General features: G+C 48.9%; 22 protein-coding genes and 1 tRNA gene. 13 read left to right on the forward strand and 10 right to left on the reverse strand.

Annotation, left to right across the window (positions count from 1 at the left end; translation table 11 throughout):
- Window positions 1-21: 21 nt before the first annotated feature.
- Window positions 22-2,313 carry a tetratricopeptide repeat protein gene (locus tag BRW63_RS14720; RefSeq protein WP_083582961.1) on the reverse strand — a complete coding sequence of 764 codons (2,292 nt, stop codon included), beginning with the start codon at window positions 2,311-2,313 and terminating at the stop codon, window positions 22-24.
- Between the two features lie 183 nt (window positions 2,314-2,496).
- On the opposite strand from BRW63_RS14720, the gene rpsO reads away from it, so the two are divergent.
- The 3 genes from rpsO (at window position 2,497) to aroF (ending at window position 4,549) form a co-directional block, all read left to right on the forward strand.
- Complete coding sequence (rpsO, locus tag BRW63_RS14725; RefSeq protein WP_073072342.1) at window positions 2,497-2,766, forward strand: 30S ribosomal protein S15; 270 nt, start codon at window positions 2,497-2,499, stop codon at window positions 2,764-2,766.
- 15 nt (window positions 2,767-2,781) lie between these two features.
- Window positions 2,782-3,339: a PAM68 family protein gene (locus tag BRW63_RS14730; protein ID WP_073072344.1), complete on the forward strand. Its 558-nt coding sequence runs from the start codon at window positions 2,782-2,784 to the stop codon at window positions 3,337-3,339.
- A gap of 154 nt (window positions 3,340-3,493) precedes the next feature.
- A complete protein-coding gene (gene aroF / locus BRW63_RS14735) occupies window positions 3,494-4,549 on the forward strand; it encodes a 3-deoxy-7-phosphoheptulonate synthase (RefSeq protein ID WP_073072350.1) in 1,056 nt (351 codons plus the stop codon).
- Window positions 4,550-4,577: 28 nt separating this feature from the next.
- Here aroF and BRW63_RS14740 read toward each other — a convergent pair whose 3' ends face one another.
- Together BRW63_RS14740 and BRW63_RS14745 are read right to left on the reverse strand one after the other, a co-directional pair.
- Window positions 4,578-5,873 (reverse strand): ATPase, T2SS/T4P/T4SS family, encoded by a 1,296-nt coding sequence (locus BRW63_RS14740; protein ID WP_083582963.1) that lies wholly within the window; start codon window positions 5,871-5,873, stop codon window positions 4,578-4,580.
- Between the two features lie 373 nt (window positions 5,874-6,246).
- The gene (locus BRW63_RS14745) at window positions 6,247-6,876 is read right to left on the reverse strand and encodes an SRPBCC family protein (RefSeq protein ID WP_073072352.1); all 630 of its coding nucleotides are present in this window, start codon (window positions 6,874-6,876) and stop codon (window positions 6,247-6,249) included.
- 256 nt (window positions 6,877-7,132) lie between these two features.
- Here BRW63_RS14745 and BRW63_RS14750 point away from each other — a divergent pair, with 256 nt between their 5' ends.
- The gene (locus tag BRW63_RS14750; protein ID WP_106254142.1) at window positions 7,133-7,876 is read left to right on the forward strand and encodes an SIMPL domain-containing protein; all 744 of its coding nucleotides are present in this window, start codon (window positions 7,133-7,135) and stop codon (window positions 7,874-7,876) included.
- Between the two features lie 53 nt (window positions 7,877-7,929).
- On the opposite strand, the gene BRW63_RS14755 is transcribed toward BRW63_RS14750, so the two are convergent.
- Window positions 7,930-8,298, reverse strand: a complete 369-nt coding sequence (locus BRW63_RS14755; protein WP_073072360.1) for a single-stranded DNA-binding protein — start codon at window positions 8,296-8,298, stop codon at window positions 7,930-7,932.
- A gap of 575 nt (window positions 8,299-8,873) precedes the next feature.
- On the opposite strand from BRW63_RS14755, the gene BRW63_RS14760 reads away from it, so the two are divergent.
- The 3 genes from BRW63_RS14760 (at window position 8,874) to mreD (ending at window position 11,364) form a co-directional block, all read left to right on the forward strand.
- Window positions 8,874-9,875, forward strand: a complete 1,002-nt coding sequence (locus BRW63_RS14760; protein ID WP_073072364.1) for a rod shape-determining protein — start codon at window positions 8,874-8,876, stop codon at window positions 9,873-9,875.
- 116 nt (window positions 9,876-9,991) lie between these two features.
- Window positions 9,992-10,807: a rod shape-determining protein MreC gene (gene mreC / locus BRW63_RS14765; RefSeq protein ID WP_073072366.1), complete on the forward strand. Its 816-nt coding sequence runs from the start codon at window positions 9,992-9,994 to the stop codon at window positions 10,805-10,807.
- Entirely contained in the window at window positions 10,804-11,364 is a 561-nt protein-coding gene (gene mreD, locus BRW63_RS14770; RefSeq protein ID WP_073072368.1) for a rod shape-determining protein MreD, read from the forward strand. The genes mreC and mreD overlap by 4 nt, the downstream gene beginning before the upstream one ends.
- A gap of 6 nt (window positions 11,365-11,370) precedes the next feature.
- On the opposite strand, the gene BRW63_RS14775 is transcribed toward mreD, so the two are convergent.
- Window positions 11,371-12,435 (reverse strand): D-alanine--D-alanine ligase family protein, encoded by a 1,065-nt coding sequence (locus BRW63_RS14775; RefSeq protein WP_073072370.1) that lies wholly within the window; start codon window positions 12,433-12,435, stop codon window positions 11,371-11,373.
- A 155-nt stretch (window positions 12,436-12,590) separates the two neighbouring features.
- Between BRW63_RS14775 and BRW63_RS14780 the strand changes: the two genes are divergently transcribed.
- From BRW63_RS14780 to BRW63_RS14795, 4 genes are all read left to right on the forward strand, one after another.
- Window positions 12,591-13,796: an NAD(P)/FAD-dependent oxidoreductase gene (locus tag BRW63_RS14780; protein WP_073072371.1), complete on the forward strand. Its 1,206-nt coding sequence runs from the start codon at window positions 12,591-12,593 to the stop codon at window positions 13,794-13,796.
- 52 nt (window positions 13,797-13,848) lie between these two features.
- Complete coding sequence (locus BRW63_RS14785) at window positions 13,849-14,493, forward strand: HAD-IA family hydrolase (protein WP_073072373.1); 645 nt, start codon at window positions 13,849-13,851, stop codon at window positions 14,491-14,493.
- Window positions 14,494-14,558: 65 nt separating this feature from the next.
- Complete coding sequence (locus BRW63_RS14790; RefSeq protein ID WP_073072375.1) at window positions 14,559-15,734, forward strand: DNA double-strand break repair nuclease NurA; 1,176 nt, start codon at window positions 14,559-14,561, stop codon at window positions 15,732-15,734.
- Window positions 15,735-15,895: 161 nt separating this feature from the next.
- The gene (locus BRW63_RS14795) at window positions 15,896-16,174 is read left to right on the forward strand and encodes an NIL domain-containing protein (protein WP_073072377.1); all 279 of its coding nucleotides are present in this window, start codon (window positions 15,896-15,898) and stop codon (window positions 16,172-16,174) included.
- A gap of 85 nt (window positions 16,175-16,259) precedes the next feature.
- Here BRW63_RS14795 and BRW63_RS14800 read toward each other — a convergent pair whose 3' ends face one another.
- On the reverse strand, window positions 16,260-19,667 hold the full coding sequence (locus tag BRW63_RS14800) for a phycobilisome rod-core linker polypeptide (RefSeq protein WP_073072379.1): 3,408 nt from the start codon (window positions 19,665-19,667) through the stop codon (window positions 16,260-16,262).
- 353 nt (window positions 19,668-20,020) lie between these two features.
- Between BRW63_RS14800 and BRW63_RS14805 the strand changes: the two genes are divergently transcribed.
- Both BRW63_RS14805 and BRW63_RS14810 read left to right on the forward strand, forming a co-directional pair.
- Window positions 20,021-21,091, forward strand: a complete 1,071-nt coding sequence (locus BRW63_RS14805; RefSeq protein ID WP_073072380.1) for a M4 family metallopeptidase — start codon at window positions 20,021-20,023, stop codon at window positions 21,089-21,091.
- Between the two features lie 89 nt (window positions 21,092-21,180).
- Complete coding sequence (locus BRW63_RS14810) at window positions 21,181-21,480, forward strand: protealysin inhibitor emfourin (RefSeq protein WP_073072382.1); 300 nt, start codon at window positions 21,181-21,183, stop codon at window positions 21,478-21,480.
- 20 nt (window positions 21,481-21,500) lie between these two features.
- On the opposite strand, the gene BRW63_RS14815 is transcribed toward BRW63_RS14810, so the two are convergent.
- The 4 genes from BRW63_RS14815 to BRW63_RS14830 form a co-directional block, all read right to left on the reverse strand.
- Window positions 21,501-21,572 (reverse strand) — tRNA-Asn (locus BRW63_RS14815).
- A 64-nt stretch (window positions 21,573-21,636) separates the two neighbouring features.
- Window positions 21,637-22,191, reverse strand: coding sequence for an NYN domain-containing protein (locus tag BRW63_RS14820; RefSeq protein ID WP_073072383.1), 555 nt, complete (start codon window positions 22,189-22,191; stop codon window positions 21,637-21,639).
- A gap of 230 nt (window positions 22,192-22,421) precedes the next feature.
- Window positions 22,422-23,108 (reverse strand): energy-coupling factor ABC transporter ATP-binding protein, encoded by a 687-nt coding sequence (locus tag BRW63_RS14825; protein ID WP_073072385.1) that lies wholly within the window; start codon window positions 23,106-23,108, stop codon window positions 22,422-22,424.
- 8 nt (window positions 23,109-23,116) lie between these two features.
- Window positions 23,117-23,383 carry a hypothetical protein gene (locus BRW63_RS14830; RefSeq protein ID WP_073072386.1) on the reverse strand — a complete coding sequence of 89 codons (267 nt, stop codon included), beginning with the start codon at window positions 23,381-23,383 and terminating at the stop codon, window positions 23,117-23,119.
- Window positions 23,384-23,742: the final 359 nt, after the last annotated feature.

The following is a 23,742-nucleotide window of genomic DNA, read 5'->3' on the forward strand; positions in this document are numbered from 1 at the left end:
TCTTCAGTTCACCGCTACAAACTATGATCTGTCAAGTTCTTGAAGTTGTTTTTCGGTGTCTTGCCGCTTTTTGGGATCTTGAGTCAGTTCCAGGGTTCTCTTGAAGTCAGCGATCGCTTGAGCTTTACTGCCTTGCTTTCTGTAAGCCATTCCTCGGTGATAGTAGGCATAGTCAGCATCAGGTTTTAGTTTGAGGGCTTGATTATAGTCTGTGATCGCTCGACCATAGTTCCCTTTCCTGGCGTAAGCAAAGCCCCGGCTATCGTAAATAGTGGCTTCATTCGGACTGAGTTTGAGTGCTTGGTTAATATCAGCGAGGGCGCGATCGAAGTTGCCCTTCTCGGCATAGGCAAACCCACGATTATTGTAGGCCCCGGCCTCGTCAGGTTTTAGTTTGATTGCCTGGTCGTAATCAGCAATTGCGCGATCGAAGTCGCCTTTGCGCTTATAGCTGACACCACGACTGTTGTAGGCTTTGGCGTAGCCAGGTTTTAGTTTGAGCGCCCGGTTATAGTCTGCAATGGCGCGATCGTAATCGCCTTTTTTGGCATAGGTAAGCCCGCGATCGTGGTAGATTTCAGCGTCGTTAGGCTGGAGTTTGAGTGCCTGGTCATAGTTGAGAAGAGCGCGATCGTAATCACTGATATCGGAGTAAATTTCACCACGCATGGTGTGTAACAGGGCTGAACTAGGCTGAAGTTTAATCGCTTGGTTGAGGTCAGCTAGGGCGCGATCGGAGTCGCCTTTGCCGATGTAATAAACGCTTGCCCGCTTCAGATAGGCGAGGGCAAGATCGGGCTGAACTTTGAGGGTCTGGTTGAGGTCGGACAAGGCATAGTCGTAGTTTTTCTGACTAAAGTAGACTGATGCACGATTGAAATAGGCAAAGGCGCGATCGGGTTGGAGTTTGATCGCTTGATCTAAAGCTTCAAGGGCGCGATCGAAGTCGTTCTTAGCATAGTAAGCAGTGCCAAGATTGTTGTAAACGAGGTAATCGCTGACTTCAGAGAGGGCAAAATTGACGACAGAAACCCCGGAATCGTTCAGCTTCAAAGTGCCAAGCTGACTGCCATCTGCATGGATAGAGTCTGAAGCATGATCAGCAGCGGGAAGCAATTTAAGTGTCTGATTAAAGTCAGCGATCGCTCGATCATAATCGCCTGTTGTGAGGTAAATTAGACCCCGGTTGTCGTAAGCTAGAGCCATATCAGGCTTCAGTTTAATTGCCAGATTTGCATCGGCTAGGGCACGGTTGTAGTCGCCCTTGGCAACGTAGACGATGACTCGAATTGCGTGAGCCTCAGCAAAGTTAGGCTGGCGTTTAATCGCTTGGTTGAGGTCAGCCAGGGCGCGATCGGAGTCCCCTTTTAGCAAATAAGCAGACCCCCGGTAAAAATAAACCAGGCTTTGGTTTAAGCTTGATGAGGATGCTGTTTTTTGGCTCAGTGCATCGCTGAAGCGGGCGATCGCTCCCTCCCAATCCCCGGCCGCACGACGAGCCATTCCCAAAGTAAACAGGCTCAGGTAGCTCATCTCGTTGGAGAGACGAGTCTGGAGAGTGAAACTTTTTAGATCGGCGATCGCAGCTTGCTGAATATTCCCCTTGGCAGTCTGCCCCAGTTCGGGCAAATCTTTGGGTGAGCGCAGCACTTCAAAATTCACACTCAGAGGCACCACTTCACCGGGGTTGCGATACCAACCCCAAATGACGATCGTGGCTTTGCGTTTCTCCCCTACAGTCCGGGCAATTTTACTGCCTTCCTGTTCAGTAATCGACTTATTTAAGGCTTCAACTTTAACGTCAGCATAATTTTTTGTAGCTTGGCGCAGTTGATTGATCACTTTCTCAGTCACGCCATAGGTTTTAGGGTCGGGCCCGTCAAATTCGGCAACCAGAACAATAATGTCTTTGGCAGGGAGACTCTGAAAATATTGCCAGCCTACAACGCCAGAGAAACTGAGGATCGGAATTAGAATCAGTCCAGCAACGGCTGATCGACGAACCCGTTTTCGCTGCCGTTCTTTTTTTGCCTGTGCTTTCACGTGCTCATCTGATAATGGCTCAAATGCCGATCGCCCCCGATCTTGCTTTTCGGGTTTCCAGAATCGGGCGTAGTACAGGCAAATGCCTAACAGGAGCAGAACGCCGATCGCTAGGGAAATCAGGGTGACTAGTCCGGCATCTTTATCAACAAACAGTTTGACAAAACCATAGACACCAGAAATCAATGAGATGCCTGCCAAGATAGGAGCACTGATCTGATTTAGGAATGTCCACAGGCTATTGCTGCTAGAGTCATTGCGATCGTTCATGCGTGCATTTCTGCCCCACCTTGCGTGACTAGTCAATGTTGATGAAGTACTAACTGCACTTTACCCAGCTTGATTGAATGGATCCAGGTAGCGATCGTGCAAATTCCATCGTGTGCAACGAATTTCCTTGTGATACCATATGAGACTGCACACCCACAATCAATAACGGAAAGACTTCATCTCATGGCTCTGCTGCAACAGCGTAAACAAGAAATTATCACCGACTATCAAATTCACGAAACCGACACCGGGTCGTCAGACGTGCAAGTTGCGATGCTGACCGATCGCATCAATAAACTTAGCCTTCACTTGAGAACCAACAAAAAAGACCACGCTTCTCGGACGGGCTTGCTAAAAATGATCGGTCAACGCAAGCGCTTACTGGCTTATATCAATAAGAATAGCCAAGAGCGTTACCGTGCCCTGATTACTCGTCTTGGCATTCGGGGTTAAGGAGTATTTTAGCCGATGTCTTCTGATCCTAAAGACTCTAAACTGCCCGATCGCTTGCCCTTTGAGCCTACCCAAAAGAAAAAATCGGCAAAGATCGATAGCAATCCTGTGCTAGAGAAGGGAAACAAAAAGCCCAAGCGCGAAAAGCCGCCCAGTATTTCTAAGTCCTCTAAAATCGAGAAAGAAGAGCAGCCCAACGATCGCAAAGCCGCTAAGAAGAGCCAGCGATCGGCGAGAGGTTCAGGCACCATTCCCGAAGTGGTCAGCAAGCGCATGGCACGTCGTATGGCGTTTTTCTGCGGTCTTCCCAGCGCCTTGGGGATGTTGACCTTTATCGTCAGCTATTTTCTTTTAGTCAAAGCTGGAATCAAACTGCCCAACGTGGCGGTTGTGTTGGTGAGCATGGGCTTTCTAGGGTTGGGCGTGTTGGGGCTATCTTATGGCTTAATCTCTGCGTCTTGGGATGAAGAGAGAGTCGGCACCCGCGTCGGCTTAGAAGAATTTAATCTCAACTTCAAGCGGTTAACTGGTGCTTGGAAGTCGGCACGACAAAAGAAAGAATTGAGCGAGTAGTCACATTGTGCAGGGGCTGGTAGATGGATGGTTTGGTGCCCATCTACCAACCGTTTTTTGGGCCTGAATCGAATAGTTTCTTAATAGCTTTATTAGGGCGGGCGATCGCACAATAGAAGACACTGCCCATCTACAACACAGCAGAGGTTCTCACATGATTGTGGTTATGAAAGTCGGCACCCCGGAAGTCGAACTGACCCGTGTCACCGACGAACTGGCGACGTGGGGATTGTCCCCCGAAAAGATTATTGGCAAACATAAGGTCGTTCTGGGTCTGGTTGGAGACACGGTTGACCTAGACCCCTTACAACTTCAAGAAATTAGCCCCTGGGTTGAGCAAGTTTTGCGAGTAGAGCAACCCTTCAAGCGTGCCAGTCGCCAATATCGCCAGGGTGAAGCCAGCAGTGTTGCCGTCCCGACCCCTAACGGAACGGTCTACTTTGGTGAACACCATCCTTTAGTGGTGGTCGCGGGGCCCTGTTCGGTTGAAAACGAAGACATGATTGTCGAGACGGCTCAACGTGTCAAAGCGGCAGGCGCGCAATTTTTGAGAGGCGGCGCTTTTAAGCCTCGCACCTCGCCCTACGCCTTTCAGGGTCATGGCGAGAGCGCTTTAAATCTGCTGGCTGCCGCACGAGAGGCAACCGGATTGGGAATCATCACCGAATTGATGGATGCGGCTGACCTAAAGCCTTTGGCAGAGGTGGCAGATGTGATCCAAATCGGTGCCCGCAATATGCAAAACTTTTCTCTGTTGAAGAAAGTGGGCGCTCAAGATAAGCCAGTTTTGCTGAAGCGAGGCATGGCAGCCACGATCGAAGACTGGCTGATGGCGGCTGAATATGTTTTAGCAGCCGGAAACCCCAACGTGATTCTTTGCGAACGGGGAATTCGCACCTTCGATCGTGACTATGCACGCAATACACTCGATCTCGCCGCAATCCCAGTCTTGCGCTCGCTGACTCACCTGCCGATTATGATCGATCCCAGTCATGGTACGGGTCGGGCAGAATATGTACCAGCGATGGCAATGGCCGCGATCGCCGCAGGCACCGACTCGCTGATGATCGAAGTCCATCCCAATCCTAAAAAAGCGCTCTCTGACGGGCCACAATCTTTAACGCCCGATCGCTTTGACCAATTAATGCAAGAACTCGCGATCATCGGCAAACCCTTGGGGCGTTGGCAACCCGCCGCCGCGATCGCGTAGGTTGAGTTTTGAACGAATGACTCAAAACTCAACCCTCATCAATCTGGTTGAGGGTTTTAATCTGTTGTTCTACAATTTGTAAGATTTGAGTTAGGTTAGCTTGGTCAGGAGGGAGTTGAGCACTGGCGTGAGTCCGATCGTGAATCTCGCGCATCTTCTGTTGCAAACCTTGGGCAATGTTGAGCGCGTCGCGGCTTAAGTTGGCAATCTGCCGCTGCTGATAAAATTTGAGAGCGGCTCCTCGCAAAATCTGCAAGGTTGCTTCTTCACCATGAGCACTCGGCATCACGCGCAGACGCAGCAGTACCCGATTTTGATCACAAAGCCGCTCAACCTCAACCTGCTTTGGCTGCTGCACCGGAGTCCGTGGCAAGTGGGTAAGTTGCTTTAACTCATCAATGACAGCCTGAAAACTAAACAGAGGCAAATCACTTAGCACCGATCGCAAAACTCCGTTTTGACTCCACAGAATTTGTCCTGTGGTGGAGCGGCGCTCAAGATAGAGTCGCCCAATTCCATCGCTGACAATTCGTCCCAGCAGTTCTTGCAAGAGTTGGGCAGGCGGTAAGGCAGCTAAATGATCTGAAGGGCTGTTTAAATAATTGGTACTAACTTCCAACGTGGGCAAAGCGTTTCCAGGAATGGGAGATTTGGAGTGCTGAAGCAGCTCTGAAACTAAGACAACTGTAGCGGGTGAGAGAAGATTTGGGGAATCATCAATCTCATCGGGGCTGTCTATTAAAAATGTTGCTTTTGCCTCTTGAGTAGCTTGTGCGGAGTCGCCTCTAGAGAAAAAATCAAGATCTGAAATCTCGCAGGAACTTTGATTTGAGATTAGACTGGTTTCTTCTAGCAAGTCAACATTCTCAGCCTCTCCAGGTTCTTGAGCAAGAACGGAATCGTCTAAGGAAGGAACCACAAGCCCTTGATTGACCCCATGATTGAGATAGGCAGAAAGAGTGGCGTAGTGAACGTCTGAACTAATGGTTTGAGGCGCTAGCGAATAGTTCATAAACGTCAGAATTTGCCGCACGTAGTCGAGGGCAGCGGCATCTTCTAAAGTCACCATGCCAAGCTGAAGACACTGGTCTTTGAGCGACAAGGGCAAAATTTGATGATAGAGACAGGCTTCAAACGGCAAGATGCGATCGACAAGTTGAAAAATTTGATGGGTATCCACTGTTGCGACTCGTTCCAGTTGAGCAGGAAAACTTGGGAGGTCTAGAAAGCAGGTTGTCTGTGTTTCAGGTGGGTGGGTATCGCGAAGCTCTAAAAGGTCGCGCGGTGGATGCATCATAAAAGATGGATTTTCTGAAGTGTCCATTGTATAAAATCGTTCTGGTTCTCCGATTCTCCGGAAAACGTGACAAATTTTACATAGAGCTACGGAAACCTTTAAGCTGAATCATCCTAGAACAGCGCCATTTCTTATTTGGGCACATGACTCTTATTAATCTATTATTCAGAATTATTCTAATCTTGCTACCTGATTTCCACCTATTTCTACAGGACTTACGCATTTTGCCAAAACCTCGGAGGTTTAAGCCACTCTGTCGGTCACGATGCTTGATTCTTGGTTAAACCTCCGGGGTTTGCGTAAGTCCTACTCTAATGAATTCTTGAATCAAGTGAATTCTTGAATCAAGTCAGCAGAGTTTAGACTACAGTCCAGATTATTTTTATCTGTGCTCAAGAGACTATCGCGATCGTCGCACGACTTCTTGACTGATGGCACTCAGGTTTTTCCCCAAAGAATCTTTGAACAAATTATAAAAAATGTCTTTTGGGGTTCCAGGCTTGGGCTGTGCGTTTACGACATGAGTGATCAGCACCTGATCTGCTTTTGCCCCAGAAAAAGGCGCTACAGGTTCCACAGTCCAATAACCTTGCAGCTTTTGCAAGTCGCCATCCACTTGCTGAAAATCAATCCGAGTCTTAGCCGTCTCTGTAATTGAAGAACGAATGCGCGATCGCACGTTGATCAGAAAGACCTGCCGAGCATCGACTTGCTCAATCACCTTACGGTTGCCGTTTGACTCTAGTACTTTACTAGACACTACATTGGGTAAGAACTTTGAGAGACTGCCATAGTCAGTTAAGACGTTCCAAGCGGCATCTTGAGAACTTTTGACTAATATCTTAGCGACGTAGTTTCCTTTCTCTCCGGTCACTAAGGTTTGACCGCTCCTCAACGCTGTGCGATCGCTGGCTGACAAGCGATCAACTGGGCTGTTAAAGAGCTGAGCAGAACCTGGAACGGCGGATGAGGTCACTGTTACAAGCGTCAAACATCCTGTTAGGAAATATAAAGGTAAACGGGACAACATCAGGAATCTCCTATTCAGGATAGAGGTCAAGTTTGAACTAATATTTTATTACGCTCAGGTTTAATCAAAAATAGCAATGTGCCATTCGGCACGGGTGATTCGTATTAGTCAAAAATAATATCCACTTCTGATAGCGGCGCGTGCTTTTTAAGTTGCAAAAAATGTAACCAACACCACGATCGCGCTTGAACAATGACACAGTAAAAGCATCAACCACAACACTGATGTAAATAGCTCTCAGTGAGGAGTTATCTAAATGATTAAGATGATGAATTCAGCCGGAAATCCTGCTTTTACTTGGAACCGAGTCAAGCTACTTCCGATCGCTTTAGGATTGATGAGTCTATCTCTAGCCAGCCCTGCGTTGGCACAAGAAAAAGTGTTAAGAACGCTTACAGTCACGGGTCGTGGGGTCGAAGAGATTGCGACGACCGTCACTCAAGTGCGATTAGGAGTTGAGGCTCAAGGCAAAACGGCTAACGAGGTTCAGGGGGAGGTTGCGCGGCGCTCAAATGCTGTAGTGACGCTGCTCAAATCTCGCAATGTCGAAAAGCTTGAAACCACTGGCATTAACCTCAACCCGGTCTACAGTTACAACAACAACCGTCAAAAGCTTGAGGGCTATGGCGCGTCAAATACCGTGAGTTTCCGAGTCCCAACTGAGAAGGCAGGCACGTTGTTAGATGATGCAGTCAAAGCAGGAGCCAGTCGAATCGATGGCGTGAGTTTTGTGGCATCTGATGAGGCGATCGCCGCTGCCCAAAAAGTTGCTCTGCGTGAAGCAACTCAGGACGCACAAAGTCAAGCAGACGCAGTTTTTAGTGCCCTCAATTTGACTCGCAAAGAGGTTGTCAGCATCCAGATTAACGGTGCGTCTGCCCCAATTCCTTTGATGGCAGATATGGAGAGGTTTAAGGTAGCCGCCGCTCAAGCCCCAACTCCTGTCATTGGAGGCGAACAGCGGGTCGAGGGATCAGTGACCTTGCAGATCAGCTATTAACAGCACAAGACAAGATCTCCGACTTCTTTGAGCAGTCGGAGATCTATCTTCAATTAAAAGTCATCTGCATATCCTGAAGATTCTGCACTTCCGCCTTCAGAATCACGCTTTGACCCTAAAAGTTGCAGTCGATCGACCAACACCACTGGCGAGGTTCGATCAACTCCCGTGTTTCGATCTTTCCAGCTATCAAACTTTAAGGAGCCTTTTACCCCAATCAAGCTGCCTTTGCGGACGTAGTTAGCCGCGACATCGGCTTGCTTGCCCCACAGTTCTAGATTGAACCAGTCAGGCTGGTCATTATTCTTAGATTGACGATTGACCGCTAGAGTGAGCCGACACTTAACGCTGCCTGACTCAAAATATTTCACGTCTGGGTCACCGCCCACTCGCCCAACCAGGGTTACTACATTAAGACTCATGCTTCTTTGCTCACGCTTTAAGTGTCTTTATCCTAAAGGAAGATTCTCCCTTTAGCCCGGTTAATGTATTGATGATCAATACACTTGTACTTAAGTCTAACTTTAAAATGCTGACGATCGGGTCAACTTTCCAAGGGTCTTTATCAACAGGACTTATGCATTTTGACTAAAACCTCGGAGGTTCAAGCCAATATGGTGGTCACGATGCTTGATTCTTGGTTAAAACCTCCGAGGTTTACGTAAGTCCTAATTAACAATGATTCAGGCAAACAAAATCTTATCTACCTTTTGAATCAGTCCTTATTTGTAATTAAAAGAACATCAAATTTAATCAGTGTTTTACCTCTATGATGAGATCAGTTTGAATCTAAGCTTCTAAGCGATCGCGCTTCCATGAAAAAGACTTTTTATTGATGATTTCATGCAACCTGACTAGACTCAGGATAGAAACTGTAATAAAATCCACATCGATAACTGTTGGTGCTTGATTGCACCTCACTCGATCGTACTCATCGCGTTAATCTGAGGCATAGAAACCAGTGGGTCTTTTCAGTCGCTTCTCCTTATCCCGGGACATGGGTATAGACCTGGGCACCGCCAACACTCTAGTCTACGTGTCAGGTAAAGGCATCGTTTTACAAGAGCCTTCCGTCGTCGCGATGGATCAAAATGAAAGAATTCCCTTGGCGGTCGGCGAAGACGCAAAAAGAATGCTGGGACGAACTCCTGGAAACGTCGTCGCCCTTCGCCCCTTGCGTGATGGCGTAATCGCCGACTTTGACACCGCAGAGTTGATGTTAAAGCACTTCATCACACGGGTGCATGAAGGAAAAACCCTAGTTTCTCCTCGCGTTGTGATTGGCATCCCCAGCGGCGTGACCGGGGTAGAACGTCGCGCCGTCATGGAAGCTGCTTCTCAGGCTGGGGCCCGAGAAGTTTACTTGATTGATGAGCCTGTGGCGGCTGCGATCGGAGCCGGGTTACCCGTCGCCGAACCAACCGGAAACATGATCATCGATATCGGCGGCGGAACCACCGAAGTTGCCGTCCTCAGTTTGCAAGGCACTGTCCTCAGTGAGTCGGTACGAGTTGCCGGAGACGAACTGAGTGAGTCGATCATTCACTACATGAAAAAAGTTCACAACCTGGTGGTTGGCGAACGAACCGCCGAAGAGATTAAGATCTCCATTGGGTCTGCTTACCCTACCCAAGATGATGAAGCGACGATGGAAGTGCGCGGGCTGCACCTGCTGTCGGGACTGCCTAGAACCGTCACAATTAAGGGCCCTGAGATTCGCGAGAGCATGTCAGAGCCTCTGTCTGTGATTGTCGATGCTGTCAAGCGGACTCTAGAGCGCACACCGCCTGAGTTAGCGGCAGATATTATCGATCGCGGCATCATGTTAGCAGGTGGCGGTGCGCTACTCAAAGGCATCGATACGCTGATCAGTCATGAAACAGGAATTGTGGTTCACGTGGCTGCTGACCCGTTAAGCTGTGTCGTTTTAGGAACCGGACGAGTCTTAGAAAACTTCAAGCAGCTAGAGCGTGTCTTTAGCACTCGCCCGTCTCGCTAAACAGGTTTTTCGCAGTTTATTTCCTGATATTAAGAAATAAATTGCGAAAAGTGATTCTAATGCTGGAACCGAGCCGTATACTTTTGTGAAGTTGTCCAGCCAACATACGAGGTTGAATGTACGCACTGCAACGCTGGTGGGAACGCTACGGAATTCAGTCTGTCTTGGTCGGTGTGGCACTAGGGACGGCTCTCTTTGTTCGCCAGACTCAGGGAGGTGTGCTCCTAGAAACTTACCAGTTGCTCACGCGTCCATTTCACGGCAAACCGACTCAACAAGACCGATTAATAAATGCTCAAACGCAAGAACTTCAGCAGCGTTTAATTGAGCTAGAGAGTCGTAATCAACGTCTGGAAGAACTCCTGGGATTCGTTTCAGCTAAAAAGGTTAAAGGAGTCACAGCTCCAGTGATTGGTCGCAGCGCTGATCACTGGTGGCAACAGGTGATTTTGGGACGAGGCAGTCAGGATGGCATTCGCGTCGGGTCAATCGTGCTCAGTCCTGGTGGGTTAGTGGGTCGTGTCAGCAGTGTTACGTCTGATGCAAGCCAAGTGCTTTTGTTGAGTGATCCTAGTAGTCGGGTGGGCGTGACGATTAGCCGCAGTCGCTATATGGGATTTATGCGGGGCAAGTCAGCCAACCGAGCCGTTATGGAGTTTTTTGAGAAAGTCCCGGATGTGCGTCGGGGCGATGTGGTGTCTACGTCGCCGTTTAGCCAATTGTTTCCGGCAGGCATTCCGATCGGGCGCATTGAGTCAGTTGATCTCAACAAAAGTCCGGCACCTGAAGCCATAATCGAGTTATCTGCTCCGATTAACTATTTAGAGTGGGCAACGGTTTATCCCAATTCTGCTAATTTGGGCGACCCTCAACTGACTGCCCCTTCTGCCCCGATTCCTGCTTCAGCGCCTTCTCCAGAAGCAACCCCATGAAGACTTCGGCTTTGGATGATTTGTTCGATCGTCACCCTATTTCGCGCCCTTTCGTGAGCTGGGGCGTGACTGTGATCTCGGTGCTTTTATGTCTGATGGTTTTGCCAACGCGCTTACCTGGCATGGAATTAGCGGGCATTGGCCCAAACTGGCTATTGATTTGGGTGGTTGCCTGGAGCGTTAAGCGGACGATGTTTCAAGGTGCGATGGCAGGGTTGATTTTGGGTTTGTTGCAGGATGGGATGACCTCTCCGTTTCCGACTCATGCAGTTAGTTTGGTGCTGGTTGGGGTTTTGACGGCTCGACTGCAAAAGCAGCGCTACATTGAAGAAGACTTTATCTCAGTGGCGCTGATTGTGTTTGGGATGGCGGTGTTAGCCGAGACGGTGACGGCAATCCAATTCAGCCTGCAAGGGGGGCGATCGCTAGTCGAAATCTGGACTTATCACCAGTTTATTGCTCTCAGTTCTGCAATTCTCAGCAGTTTGTGGGCACCGATCGTTTACTTTCCGCTCAATCGCTGGTGGGAGCGCATGGGACTCGTAGACTCGGTGTAGGTAGGACTACTCAGGCGGTTTATCGTGTCGCTCTAACGCAAATTGGATGAGTTGATCCACGAGGTTTGAGAAGGGAATGCCACTGGCTGCCCAGAGTTGCGGATACATACTGGTGGCGGTGAATCCTGGAAAGGTATTGATTTCATTGATGAAGATTTCTCCCGTCGATTCAACGTAGAAGAAATCGATGCGTCCGATCCCGGCACCATCGATCGCCACAAAGGCCCGAATCGCCATCTCCTGGATTTGAGTCGTAACTGCCTCTGGTAGCTTTGCCGGAATTTCCAGTCCTGCTTGCCCTGCGGTGTATTTGGTGTCGTAATCGTAAAAGTCGCTTTCAAAGGTGATTTCACCAATCACTGAAGCTTTAGGGTTGTCATTGCCTAAAACAGCGCATTCAATTTCTCTCGCGACTACTCCGGCTTCGACAATGATGCGACGATCGTAACTGGCTGCATTATCCAACGCGGCTTCTAATTGGGCACGGTTTCGCACTTTAGAAATTCCGACAGATGATCCTAAATTCGCGGGTTTAACAAAGCAGGGATATCCCAACTCCGATTCGATGTGATCTCCAAGCTTGGGGAAGACGCAGGGATTTGAGTAGACTTGCGATCGTGTGACTGCCAAATATTTCACCTGCGGCAAACCCGCCTGAGCATAAGCCGTTTTCATTGCAATCTTATCCATACCGACTGCCGATGCCAGCACGCCTGAACCCACAAATGGCACCTGCATCAGCTTGAAAAGCCCTTGCACCGTCCCGTCTTCACCGTTGGGCCCGTGCAAAATCGGAAACCATACCTCAACTTCGGCGGCTTGGAGCGGAAACTGCCAGCGCGTTTGATTGGGGTTTATAGTCGCGATCGCCGTTCCTGACTCTAAAACCTGTTGAGCAAGGTCGCCCGCTTGCCAATAGCCATCTTTTTGGATGTAGAACGGCAACACGTCATATTTATCAGCATTAAAGTCAGTTTTGAGCGCTTGCGCGATCGCCCTTGCCGAAGAAATCGACACCTCATGCTCTCCTGAACATCCGCCAAACAACAGCCCGACTTTTAATTTGGTCATGAGGTTTTTCCCGCGATGAAACACCGATTTTAGATTTAAGCTATTTTGCCTCTAATCGGCTGTTTGCGAAAGTCAAAAACCTCTTTCATTTCGCCTATGCTGATTTCTGCTCACTTCCTTACAATGAGGAAAGAGTCCCTCTGCTGCATTGCCTTATGCCTCAACAACCTGCCCGTATTTGTATCCTTGGTGGCGGCTTTGGTGGTCTTTATACCGCGTTGCGATTGAGCCAACTGCCCTGGACGAAGGCAGAAAAACCAGAAATCGTGCTGGTCGATCAACGCGATCGTTTCGTCTTTGCGCCGTTGCTTTATGAGTTAGTCACGGGCGAGCTGCAAAGCTGGGAAGTTGCGCCGCCCTATGCAGAGTTGCTCGAAAACACAGGAATTCGCTTCTGTCAAAAAGAAGTTGCCAATATCGATATTGGGTCTAAGCAGGTACAGCTTCAAGACGGTGAAGCCTTGACCTACGATCGGCTTGTCTTAGCAATGGGTGGAGAAACTCCGCTCGATTTAGTGCCCGGAGCGGCAGACTATGCCTTGCCTTTTCGGACGATCGGTGATGCGTATCGACTCGAAGAACAACTGCGGCAGTTAGAAGCATCAGACCGCGACAAAATTAGGATTGCGATCGTAGGTGCAGGCTATAGCGGGGTTGAATTAGCGTGTAAGTTGGCAGATCGGTTGGGCGATCGAGTGCGACTGCGATTGGTTGAGCAGACTGACCAAATTCTGCGTTCTTCCCCTGCACCTAATCGCGAAGCGGCTGACAAAGCGCTGCAATCGCGGAGCGTTTGGTTAGATTTAGAGACGACCGTAGACGCGATCGCCGCAGACACGATTTCTTTGAGCTACAAAGGCTCGACTGACACGATTCCGGTTGATTTAGTGCTCTGGACAGTTGGCACTCGCATTAATGAGGTGGTGAAAAACCTACCGCTCAAGCAAAACCAACGCGGGCAGTTGTTGACAACACCAACTCTGCAAGTGATTGACTCTCCGGAAGTGTTTGCGTTAGGAGATTTAGCAGACTGCAAAGATGCCGACGGTCAGCAGGTTCCTCCGACGGCTCAAGCGGCATTTCAACAATCTGATTATGTCGGTTGGAATGTTTGGGCATCGCTGACAAATCGCCCGCTCTTGCCGTTCCGCTATCAATATCTGGGCGAGATGATGACGCTGGGTGAAAACAACGCAACCTTGACGGGAATGGGCATTCAACTAGACGGGACGGTTGCCCATATCATCCGGCGACTCGCTTACTTAAATCGGATGCCCACCCTAAAACATCAGATTCGAGTTGGGCTAAATTGGGTGACAAAGCCGATCGCGGATGCCCTGGCAGGCAGTCACGATCGTTGACATTTCAATTTAAGTTCTCCTGCATTCATCACCCTGACATGCAAAATTTTTTATGAATCGTCCCCAACTAATTTTTTTCGATGCCGTTGGGACGTTGTTTGGTGTGCGTGGTAGCGTTGGCGAAGTCTATGGTGAAATTGCTCGTCGTCATGGCGTTTATGTTTCGATCGCTGCATTAAATAAAGCATTCTATCAATGCTTCAAAGCAGCAAGTTCTCCGGCATTTCCAGGACATTCTTTAAGTGAAATTCCAAATTTAGAGTTTCATTGGTGGAACGCGATCGTTGAGCAAACCTTTGCCCAACTTGGCGTACTGCATGAGTTTTCTGATTTCTCCGCATTTTTTGCAGAACTCTATAATCATTTTGCCACGGCAGAACCCTGGGTTCTATATGCGGATGTGCTACCAACCTTAAAGGGATTGCGCGATCGTCACATCACAATGGGCATTTTATCTAATTTTGATTCTCGTCTCTACGCGGTTCTCAAGGCGTTGGATTTAACGGATTTCTTCAGTTCTGTAACTCTCTCGACCGAAGTCGGAGCCGCAAAACCAAACCCGCAAATTTTCGCCCACGCGATCGCCAAACACAATCATCCGATTGAACAAATCTGGCACGTTGGCGACAGTTTTGAAGAAGACTTTGAAGCTGCCCAAACCGCAGGATTAAGAGCAATCTGGCTCGATCGCCGATAGATACTGAAGAGGATTGGACATTCCGGTCTAATATAGTACCCAAGTACCAAAAACACCTTTTCATTATGCCGATTAAGCCGTCTCAAATTTTGAGTTTGCTGCAAGAAAAGCGCGATGATTTCATGAGCTATGATAAAACCGCTTTGCAAGAGCTTCAGCAATATAGAGCGGCGTTGGCGAAGATGTCACAGCAGTCATCAGCGGTTCTGCTTGAGATGCTGAAAGGCATGAAAGACTGTGGAGCCTTGCCTCTAGAGCCGTTGGGCAAATATTCTGATTGGATCATTCCATCTCAGCTAACCTGGCCAAGTCGAGAACAGAGTTTGGAATGGGTGCGCGATCATCTCACCGGAATTTCAACATTTGCGGTCGATGGCTCTCAGATTTATCCCAGCAAAGATATTTCGGTGCCCATTGCACTAGTGCAAATCGGTTGGTACGAAAACTTTCATTTGCCGTCTGGTGTTTACGAGAAAGACATTGATTTAGATGTGATGACTCCCAATGATCTGCGCGTCGGACGGGGGGATATCGCCGATCGTAAAGTTAATCTCCGCCGTTTTGAGATGGAGACAGATCGCCTGATTCAATATATGGAAGAGCGATCGGGCTGTGAAACGTGTCTCGCCTTTTTTGATGGCTCGTTGGTGGTCACATTTGCAGAAGCATTCGACGAAGAGACGCGCAACTTCTACGTCAAATGTATGTGCAAACTTCTTCAAGCAAGTGAGCATTATCAAGTACCTTTGGTGGGTTATATTGACACATCTACGGCTCACGATTTAACTGAAATGCTGCGTCGTCTGGGCAATCTGCCTGAGACAAAATCGATTCACGATGCCCAGCTCCTCAACCGCACCCAAAATCATTGGATGGAATGGGGCGATCGTACCCCTCTATTTCTCTGTCAGCGATCTGGAATCTTGGATCACTATGGCGATCAGGGCGACAAAATCGCATTCGCTTATCTCAAGACGAATAAAGATAGTTATCCGGTGCGGTTAGAGATGCCAGTCTGGGTTTATGAAGCAGGCTGGCACGATCGCATCATTGATTGGGTACGGGCTGAGGTCGTGATTGGAAGTGGCTATCCCTATGTGATCGAAACGGCGGATCAAGTTGCCGTGTTGAAGAATGACGATCGCCAAGTTTTTTACCGATTGCTGCAAGATTGGGCAGACCAGGAAGACTTAAAGCTACGTCTATCGCGCAAGATGGTTAGTAAAGTTCGTCGGCGATAGGCATGGTATTCATCGTAAGGGGCGCGACATTTATTGGGTAGTAGGGGCACGGCATGCCGTGCCCCTACTTGCGTTTTTCCAGGTTTCTCGCTAGAATCTTGCTTAACTAAATACGATATTCCGACTGACAAGCTGTAGATTAAAAGAGGCAAAAGATAACGATGCAAGCATTCATAAACGAAGATACACGATCGACTCAAAAGCGCATTCGCATCCGCATTCCCAAGCACTATCATCAAGAACCCGTCATTTCTCGCCTCATCTCTGACTATTCGCTCACGGTGAATATCACAGCCGCTATTCTGGGTGCAAACGCTAATGGCGACGGTTGGTTTGACCTCAATCTCCAAGGAAGTCAAGCTCAAATAGAGAATGCGCTCACCTATCTTGCTGAGTTAGATTTAGAAGTCTGGAACGAGTCTGAAACCGATGGTTGGTGAAGGGATTTAGAGTCTGATGTTCAAACAAAAAGGTCTCGATCGGGATGACCACGATCGAGACCTTTTTAATTAATCGTCTAATTCACTAGCTCAACCGACCCGTCAGAGAAGATGGAGACAGATCAGACCAGGATTGCTTCACTAGGTCAGCATCCGCCTGAACGCTACCGAGATAGTTACCCGCAGGCAGCGATGGGAAGCGCTTATAAGGCACCACATCTTCGCCAAAGAAACGAGCATATTCAGCGCTATCCACCATTGCTTCAACCGCCGCCTTCAGACCATTATCCGCCAACAGCTTGTTATATTGGCGAATCTCAGCCTGAGTTGCCGGAGCGCGACCCAATAAGTGACGGAACAAGAACTCAATCACCTTGGTGTTGGGATAAGGCGTGTAGAAGCGACGACGATAGATCTCCGAGCTTGCCAGCGTCTTGACGAACTCGCGAACCGAGATTTCACCGTTGCGAAGCTTACTCTCTAAGTCCGATCGTCGGAATTGGCTAGGAGTCTGACCGCTAAACACGTCCATCACCTGAACGTAGATTGCATTCAGCACCAACTCAGTTTCACCTTGACCCATGCCAGGGTTCATGCGGAAGATCCGAGCAGGTTTGCGGCGAGTCGTGCCAACGCCCACTTCGACCGATTGACCGCCTCCATTTGAGAACGATCGACCCAGTTCGATGAATAGAGGCCGGCTCTTATCCATCTGAAGCGCTTCGGCAGCTTGATCAGCGATCGCTTTGCCCGTCAACGGCAGTTTGCTGGCATCCATTCGCGGCTTCACGGTTGTGAAGCTAGGATTCTCTACTTTGCTGTCCTGTTTGGTCAGCTTGTTATAGAGCGTTTGGCTATTGGGGAAGTTTGCCGCTGGGAGGGTTAAGAATCGGTTGTAAGGAACCGTGTCTTCACCAAACGCCTGAGCATATTCCATGCTGTTGACCATCGCCCCAACGAAAGCCTTAATCCCTTGGGTTGCCAAAATCTGGTTATATTTGCGGATTTCAGCTTGGTCTAGCGGGGCGCGCCCTAAGAAGTGCTTGGTGCCTAACTCAATCACTTTCGTGTTGGGGTAGGGTGCGTAGAACTCCTTGAGGTAAAGACTCGAAATGCCTAAGCCTTCGATGAACTCTTTGAGGTTGATTTCGCCGTTGCCAAGTTTGCTCTCCAATTCGGTGAACTCGTTTTTGACCACGTAAGGAGCGATATCGCGCTCAAAGATTTGGCGGTAAGCAGCGCCTGCAATCACTTTGAGGTTCGATTTGTCTGACAAATTCGTGAGTTTGAAGACCTTGGTTTGTTCGCGCTTCTTGCTAACGCCTTGATTGACGCGGAACTGAACATCGGGTTCTGTCCGTATGCCTTCAACGGCACCCAGTTCGACAAAGCGAGGAGTTTCTTCGAGAATGACTTTGGGCATTCCTTTATCGGCGATCGAACCCACGCGGCTTGTCCGCAGTGAAAGACCTGCTGGGGTTAGATAGCGCTCATAAGGAACGGTGTCTTCACCAAAGGTTTCACTATATTCAACGGTGTCTAAAATCGCATCGATGACGGCATAAAAGCCTTTCTTAGCCGCGAGATCGAAGTATTTGTTGGTTTCTTGACGACCGTAAGTCGGGCGACCCAACAGACGACGGTGAATATACTCGATCGACTTCATGACATACAGCGAAGTCCAATACAGTGAGCGGAACAGGTTTGACTTAGCAAGGCGACGCACAAACTCCCGAATCGTGATTTCACCATTCTCTAGCTTGATTTCGTCAAACTTCAGGCGTTGACCGTCATAGACAGCCCGCCCAAAGACTTGTAAGTAGGCAGCCCGAATCACGGCTTGCGTGGAGCTTTCTGAAAACTTGACGCTCACGCCTTTGTTGTTGACAGAGCGCTTGCCATAAGTGTTAGAGAACCCTGGCAACTGATCGAGCTTGAAGATTTTGGGTCCGAGTGTGCCAGGGGCGATGCCTCTTGCACCAGGGTTGCTGAGTTGGTTGTTGATGCCTGCGCCACGATTGATCAAAATCCGGCGGGTGTTTTTGCCGAAAGGCGCGGGACTGCTGCTAGGGTTGCGCGTTTCTTTCGGAAAGATGGCACCGAATTGGATCTCTAACGGGTCGTTGCCAGAACCGTAAACGTGTTGGTCAGGTAGCGGCTGATCGTAGGCAGCAAACGTCGTGAGGAACTGAGGAATCTTGCGGAAGGGTGCGCTGTAGTTGAACAGATCTTGTTGCGGACCCCAGTTGCGACATTCTTGCGCTTCTTGACCTAGACCCCGTAGATAAGGAACGGTTTCTTCCCCGAAGTAATCGGAATACTCATCTGAATCAACCAGAGCATCCACTAGGGCAGCTAGACCGCCGCTAGAGACGATCGAGAAGTATTTCTGCACTTCTTCTCGGCTGCTCGGCCCGCGACCCAAAATGTGACGGAATGCCAACTCTAGAGCGCGGCTGTTAATGTAGGGGTCGAAGAAATTTTTGCGGTAGAGCGGAGACTTCGCCAAGCGACGAATAAACTCCTTCATGGAGATTTCGCCGTTTTTGACTTTAGACTCTAAATCAGAAACAGACAGCGAGTAAGCACGGGTGATATCGCGCTCAAACACTTGACGATAGGCGGCTTTGACAATCTCATTCTTCTCAGAAGAAGATAGCCCTGGCTTCATCGCATATTTGGGGCGACGCTCAGAGGCATTGAAATAAATCTGAGGAAGCTGCAAACCTTGCAGATCATTAGAGGGACGCTGACGCACCTTGGCTGAAGGAGTCGGAGCTTTAAACTCTGTAATCAGGACATCGAAGTATTGAGACACAATCTCGATCGCTTCGGCATCGTTGCGAAAGTAGTTAGAGGCAGCGGTCTTCATCTCTAGCAATGCCACGATCGTGGCTTCACCCGAACAGGCGTTCTCGATGATTTCGCGCAAACCCCGGACGTTGACCGAGATGATGTTGGGATCGCCTGCCACGATCGCGTAGGTGACATATCGCAAGAACCAACTCAAGTCCCGCAGCGATTTCGCCATGTTGCCCGGACCGTAACGGGCAACGTTAATAGGTCGGAAATTTGCAGGAATTGGATTGTTTCCGGGAGTCAAGAAGAAGGCGCGAACTCCATCTAGGAAACCGCCATTGCCACCACTGGCATAGGTTGCCGTGCCCAGTTTCATGGCTTCTGGGGTATCTACCGTGGTGCCAGCCATGCTCATGACAGGCGCTTCCGCAGGCTTTTCTAAGAACGCCATTGGCGAACCGCCTACAAAAATGCGATTTGCCGCACGGGACACAATTAGCTCTGAGTTGCGGGTTAATAACTCAGCAATTTCTAGGCGTTTGGCACCCGAACTGAAATAGCGAGCCAACTCGTCTAGCTCACCCCGACCGGGAAACCGATCTTGCTGTTCAGCTTGCGAAATAGTCGCAACAGGGACTGTTTGGTATAGTTGCGGGCGTGCAACCGAGCTTCCACCACTTGCCTTAACACTCATTGGATTTCTAAAGCTCCCATTTACGGATCGTTACTGTGTTAAATCTGACCAGAGTGTCACCTGTCACCGTCAATCAGCCTCGTTACTTCTAGAACATAGATTCTAGTGAAGTAATGAACCACATGAATACAACGCTATCCAGGGTCAACTACGCTTAACTTTTAGATTAAAACGTTTCGGGTTCAAACATCGAATTATTAAAAAGTGTGTAGAACCAATTTGTCAGGTCTGTTAAACATAATAAAAGTAAGAGGGAAATTATCTGAGAACAAATAGAAGTTTTGTAACAAAACATCAGAATTCAGGGTCAGAAGTCAGTCTCTCATTTCTAAAACTAGGAGCGATTTAAAGCCATGAGAAAGATAACCAAACGGCTATTAGGCAAGCATCAAGGGTTTCATGTCTGTCCAATCTGCTGCATTTTGCCGCCGTATATGACCGATCACATTATTCTTAGCGGCAATCAAACTCAGCGGGAGTGGGCATTAGAAACGCTGCGATCGTCCGAGCAATTTCGAGGACGACGGGAGGCGATCGGCAGCACTCGGTTTATGTCCCCTGCTGGAACAAAGCGCCGCACGATTTTCGATGCCAAAAATGGAACCGATTTGCCAGGAACCCTAGTGCGCGGGGAGGGCGACCCACCCACTGGCAATATTGCGGCTGACGAAGCCTATGACGGGTCAGGAGCGACCTACGATTTTTATTACGAAGTGTTTCAACGCAACTCGATCGATGGGTTTGGGATGCGGCTCGATTCGACCGTTCACTTCGATCGTAATTATGACAACGCCTTTTGGAACGGCAGTCAGATGGTTTACGGCGATGGAGATGGTGAGATCTTCGATCGCTTCACTAAATCAATCGACGTAATCGGGCATGAGTTGACTCATGGAGTGACTCAAAGCGAAGCCGCGCTGATCTATAGAGGACAACCTGGCGCACTCAATGAATCTTTCTCTGATGTTTTTGGTTCGTTGATCAAGCAAAAAACGCTGAACCAAACCGCCGAGCAAGCAGACTGGCTAATTGGGCAAGGGCTGTTTACTTCTAAGATCAGTGGGGTCGCTCTACGATCGATGAAAGCCCCCGGAACTGCGTATGACGATCGCGTTTTGGGCAAAGATCCTCAGCCTGCGGTTCTCAAAAATTTATATACTGGCACTGCGGATAATGGAGGGGTTCACATCAATTCGGGCATTCCAAATCGAGCTTTTTATCTAGCAGCGATCGAAATTGGAGGCTACGCTTGGGAGAAAGCTGGAAAAATCTGGTATGTGGCATTAACCGAACGTCTGAGCCGCAGAGCAACGTTCAAAACGGCTGCTAACGCTACGACGACGATCGCAGCAGAACTCTACGGCAAAAACGGCAAAGAACACGTTGCCTTACAAAATGCTTGGAAAACGGTTGGAGTCATCTAGAGGGTAAAGGGTGGATGAAGCGCAAAAAGTTCTGAGTTCACCCTCTTCCTGCCTTTAGCGATCCATTCACCTTTCACCCTTTAACCTCTATGAAAGTCACTTTTGAGCGTAGCGGCGGTTTTGCCGGAATCGTCATGACTACAACAGTTGACACAGAGACATTGCCGACGGCTGAAGGTGGGCATCTTCGTCGACTAATGCAGGCAACAGACTTTTTTCATCTACCTGCCACGATCTCATCGCCTAATTCTCAGCCCGATCGCTTTCAATACAAAGTCACTGCTGAAGATAATGGTCAACATCACACCGTCCAAGTCAGCGAGTCGGCAGTACCCAATCAGTTGCGACCTCTCTTAAATTGGCTTACAGAGATGGCTCGAAGTCAATAAGAGATTATTTACTTTTAAAACTCCCCAGGCAAGATTCGAACTTGCGACCAATCGATTAACAGTCGATCGCTCTACCACTGAGCTACTGAGGAACGTTGCTCGTTGCGAATCTCATAATAGCGATAAACGCGATCTTTTGACAAGCTTTTTGCAAACTTATTTCTGATCTTCGCCAAATCGCAGACGGGCTAACCGTTCTTGGGCGATCGGGTCGAGAGAATTAAACAAAAACCGACCAGACGATTTTTTAACGTCTTTCTGTTTACGCTGAACTCGACGGGTCGCAAAATCGACATCATTGGCTAATTGTTGGGCTGACATCCATTCTGCCCCATAGCCTATCACTGTAAGTTGCTGCGCTCGATCGGAGGTTGCCACAATCAACCGTTGATGAAATTTGCGAATGTCGTGTCGAAAGTCAGCGCACGATCGCTCTATATAAGTGTCTGCGGTCTGCCCAAAATCAGTGTAGTGAACCAATAGATTAGGCGTGACCACTTCGCGATTAGCGAGACTGTCGCGATATTGAGCGTCAAAGACAACCTGAGTGTCAAACCCCTGAAAGGCACTGTAGCCTGTGAGTGCTGCAATCAATTGGCGACGCGCTTCTTCAAGCCCTTCGCAGTCACGCACCTGTTTTAAGTCATGCCAAGCTCCGACTATATTGTAGCCGTCCACCAATAACACAGCTTGTGGCACGGAAGGGGGCATGGGCTTGGAGTGGATAGGATAGACGGACGCTGACCGTGGCTTCTCACTCCTTAATATTGGCATCTCCGATCGAGGTTTGTATACAAAAATTTGCACAAAAGTTGGGGATGAACCAAAAAATTCATCCTCGTAGTCGCGCAAGTCAGCGATCGATTAATTTAGCCGAACGTCGTAAGCCCCGCGCTGTATTGCTTGCAATCAGCGTCGGGTAGGCGATGACGGAGGATATGTCACTCAGTCGGTTCTTCAGTCTGCATCAAACGTTGTCGCAATCGCTTAGGGTCTCCCTGGTCAACGACTCGCCCTTTTTCTAGCAGAAAAGCACCATCACAATAATCCAACTCATCCAATCGGTGAGTCACCCACAGAGCAGTCATACCCCGGTCTTTCACTAGTTTTTTAACTTGAGCTACTAGTTCTAATTGACTGTCGGGGTCGAGCAAGGCAGTCGGTTCGTCTAAGAGCAAAATCTCGCAGTGACGGGCGACGGCTCCGGCGATCGCGACTCGCTGCTTCTGTCCTCCACTGAGGGCATAAATCGGTCGTCGTTGCAGCGCTAATAAATTGACGGCTGCCAGAGACTCTTCTACTCGCTGGCGCACTTCTAAAATCGACAGCTTTTCTTGAACTAACCCAAACGCAACATCTGCGCCCACCGTTGGCATTACAAGCTGATGATCAGGGTTTTGAAACACAAAACCTATAGGCGACGAAATCTCTATGTCTCCTGAGTCAGGTGTTAACAGCCCTGCTAGTAGCCTTAATAAAGTAGATTTACCGCTGCCGTTCGTGCCTAAAAGCATCCAAAACTCTCCTATAGGCACTTCTAAAGAGCAGGCCTTTAAAACGCTTCTATCTTCAGACCAGCTAAAGCAGAGATCTTGAATACGAATGGCAGCAGTAGATCCAGAAGTCATGGAGACCCTTACTCAGCCATTGAGAAGAAACCAGGCGCTCTGCCAGACGCAGATGCACTAGATTTCTCATAAATCTGCACCGCAGCAATGCCATCGCTAAGCAGGGCAAGTTTTTTATCGGTTTGACGATCGCAGGTCAGCTCTAAAACTTGGCTACCGCCAGCACGCATTGCTTCTGTGATCTCTTTATAAGTCGTTTCCGCATCTTCTGCGGTCTTGCGCTGCACCGAAAGGGGAACAGGAGTAGTCTTCAACGTCAATTCGATAATGAACATAAGAGAGTGCTTTACGGATAACCAAGATCTAGTATCGCAAATATCTACTCCGATCGGGTGTTCATCCTTCTCTCATTAAGAAGTGTGAAGAAATTTTAAGCTTTATAGACGAGAGGCTAGAACTTTTGGAGAACATACCCCTATAATTGGTGAGATAAGTGAAGAAAAGTAAATTCTTCTCACACCAGAGTCAAGCCGGCCAAAGCGACTCTTGACAATGGGCTGAGTACTTTGTCTCTCGTTCTCATAATCTTTGGAGATTTGCGTCATGACCATTGCAGTTGGGCGCGCGCAACCAACCCGAGGCGTATTCGACGCTCTCGATGACTGGTTGAAACGCGATCGCTTCGTCTTTATCG

Origin of the sequence: Phormidesmis priestleyi ULC007, assembly GCF_001895925.1 — a bacterium.
In the GTDB taxonomy this organism is placed as follows: Bacteria; Cyanobacteriota; Cyanobacteriia; order Leptolyngbyales; family Leptolyngbyaceae; genus Phormidesmis_A; species Phormidesmis_A priestleyi_A.

What these genes read in the sequence shown, in the direction of transcription:
- BRW63_RS14720 (WP_083582961.1), bottom strand. Translation starts at nt 2,313, where the DNA reads ATGAACGATCGCAATGACTCTAGCAGCAATAGCCTGTGGACATTCCTA.
- rpsO (WP_073072342.1), top strand. Translation starts at nt 2,497, where the DNA reads ATGGCTCTGCTGCAACAGCGTAAACAAGAAATTATCACCGACTATCAA.
- BRW63_RS14730 (WP_073072344.1), top strand. Translation starts at nt 2,782, where the DNA reads ATGTCTTCTGATCCTAAAGACTCTAAACTGCCCGATCGCTTGCCCTTT.
- aroF (WP_073072350.1), top strand. Translation starts at nt 3,494, where the DNA reads ATGATTGTGGTTATGAAAGTCGGCACCCCGGAAGTCGAACTGACCCGT.
- BRW63_RS14740 (WP_083582963.1), bottom strand. Translation starts at nt 5,873, where the DNA reads ATGGACACTTCAGAAAATCCATCTTTTATGATGCATCCACCGCGCGAC.
- BRW63_RS14745 (WP_073072352.1), bottom strand. Translation starts at nt 6,876, where the DNA reads ATGTTGTCCCGTTTACCTTTATATTTCCTAACAGGATGTTTGACGCTT.
- BRW63_RS14750 (WP_106254142.1), top strand. Translation starts at nt 7,133, where the DNA reads ATGATTAAGATGATGAATTCAGCCGGAAATCCTGCTTTTACTTGGAAC.
- BRW63_RS14755 (WP_073072360.1), bottom strand. Translation starts at nt 8,298, where the DNA reads ATGAGTCTTAATGTAGTAACCCTGGTTGGGCGAGTGGGCGGTGACCCA.
- BRW63_RS14760 (WP_073072364.1), top strand. Translation starts at nt 8,874, where the DNA reads ATGGGTATAGACCTGGGCACCGCCAACACTCTAGTCTACGTGTCAGGT.
- mreC (WP_073072366.1), top strand. Translation starts at nt 9,992, where the DNA reads ATGTACGCACTGCAACGCTGGTGGGAACGCTACGGAATTCAGTCTGTC.
- mreD (WP_073072368.1), top strand. Translation starts at nt 10,804, where the DNA reads ATGAAGACTTCGGCTTTGGATGATTTGTTCGATCGTCACCCTATTTCG.
- BRW63_RS14775 (WP_073072370.1), bottom strand. Translation starts at nt 12,435, where the DNA reads ATGACCAAATTAAAAGTCGGGCTGTTGTTTGGCGGATGTTCAGGAGAG.
- BRW63_RS14780 (WP_073072371.1), top strand. Translation starts at nt 12,591, where the DNA reads ATGCCTCAACAACCTGCCCGTATTTGTATCCTTGGTGGCGGCTTTGGT.
- BRW63_RS14785 (WP_073072373.1), top strand. Translation starts at nt 13,849, where the DNA reads ATGAATCGTCCCCAACTAATTTTTTTCGATGCCGTTGGGACGTTGTTT.
- BRW63_RS14790 (WP_073072375.1), top strand. Translation starts at nt 14,559, where the DNA reads ATGCCGATTAAGCCGTCTCAAATTTTGAGTTTGCTGCAAGAAAAGCGC.
- BRW63_RS14795 (WP_073072377.1), top strand. Translation starts at nt 15,896, where the DNA reads ATGCAAGCATTCATAAACGAAGATACACGATCGACTCAAAAGCGCATT.
- BRW63_RS14800 (WP_073072379.1), bottom strand. Translation starts at nt 19,667, where the DNA reads ATGAGTGTTAAGGCAAGTGGTGGAAGCTCGGTTGCACGCCCGCAACTA.
- BRW63_RS14805 (WP_073072380.1), top strand. Translation starts at nt 20,021, where the DNA reads ATGAGAAAGATAACCAAACGGCTATTAGGCAAGCATCAAGGGTTTCAT.
- BRW63_RS14810 (WP_073072382.1), top strand. Translation starts at nt 21,181, where the DNA reads ATGAAAGTCACTTTTGAGCGTAGCGGCGGTTTTGCCGGAATCGTCATG.
- BRW63_RS14820 (WP_073072383.1), bottom strand. Translation starts at nt 22,191, where the DNA reads ATGCCCCCTTCCGTGCCACAAGCTGTGTTATTGGTGGACGGCTACAAT.
- BRW63_RS14825 (WP_073072385.1), bottom strand. Translation starts at nt 23,108, where the DNA reads ATGACTTCTGGATCTACTGCTGCCATTCGTATTCAAGATCTCTGCTTT.
- BRW63_RS14830 (WP_073072386.1), bottom strand. Translation starts at nt 23,383, where the DNA reads ATGTTCATTATCGAATTGACGTTGAAGACTACTCCTGTTCCCCTTTCG.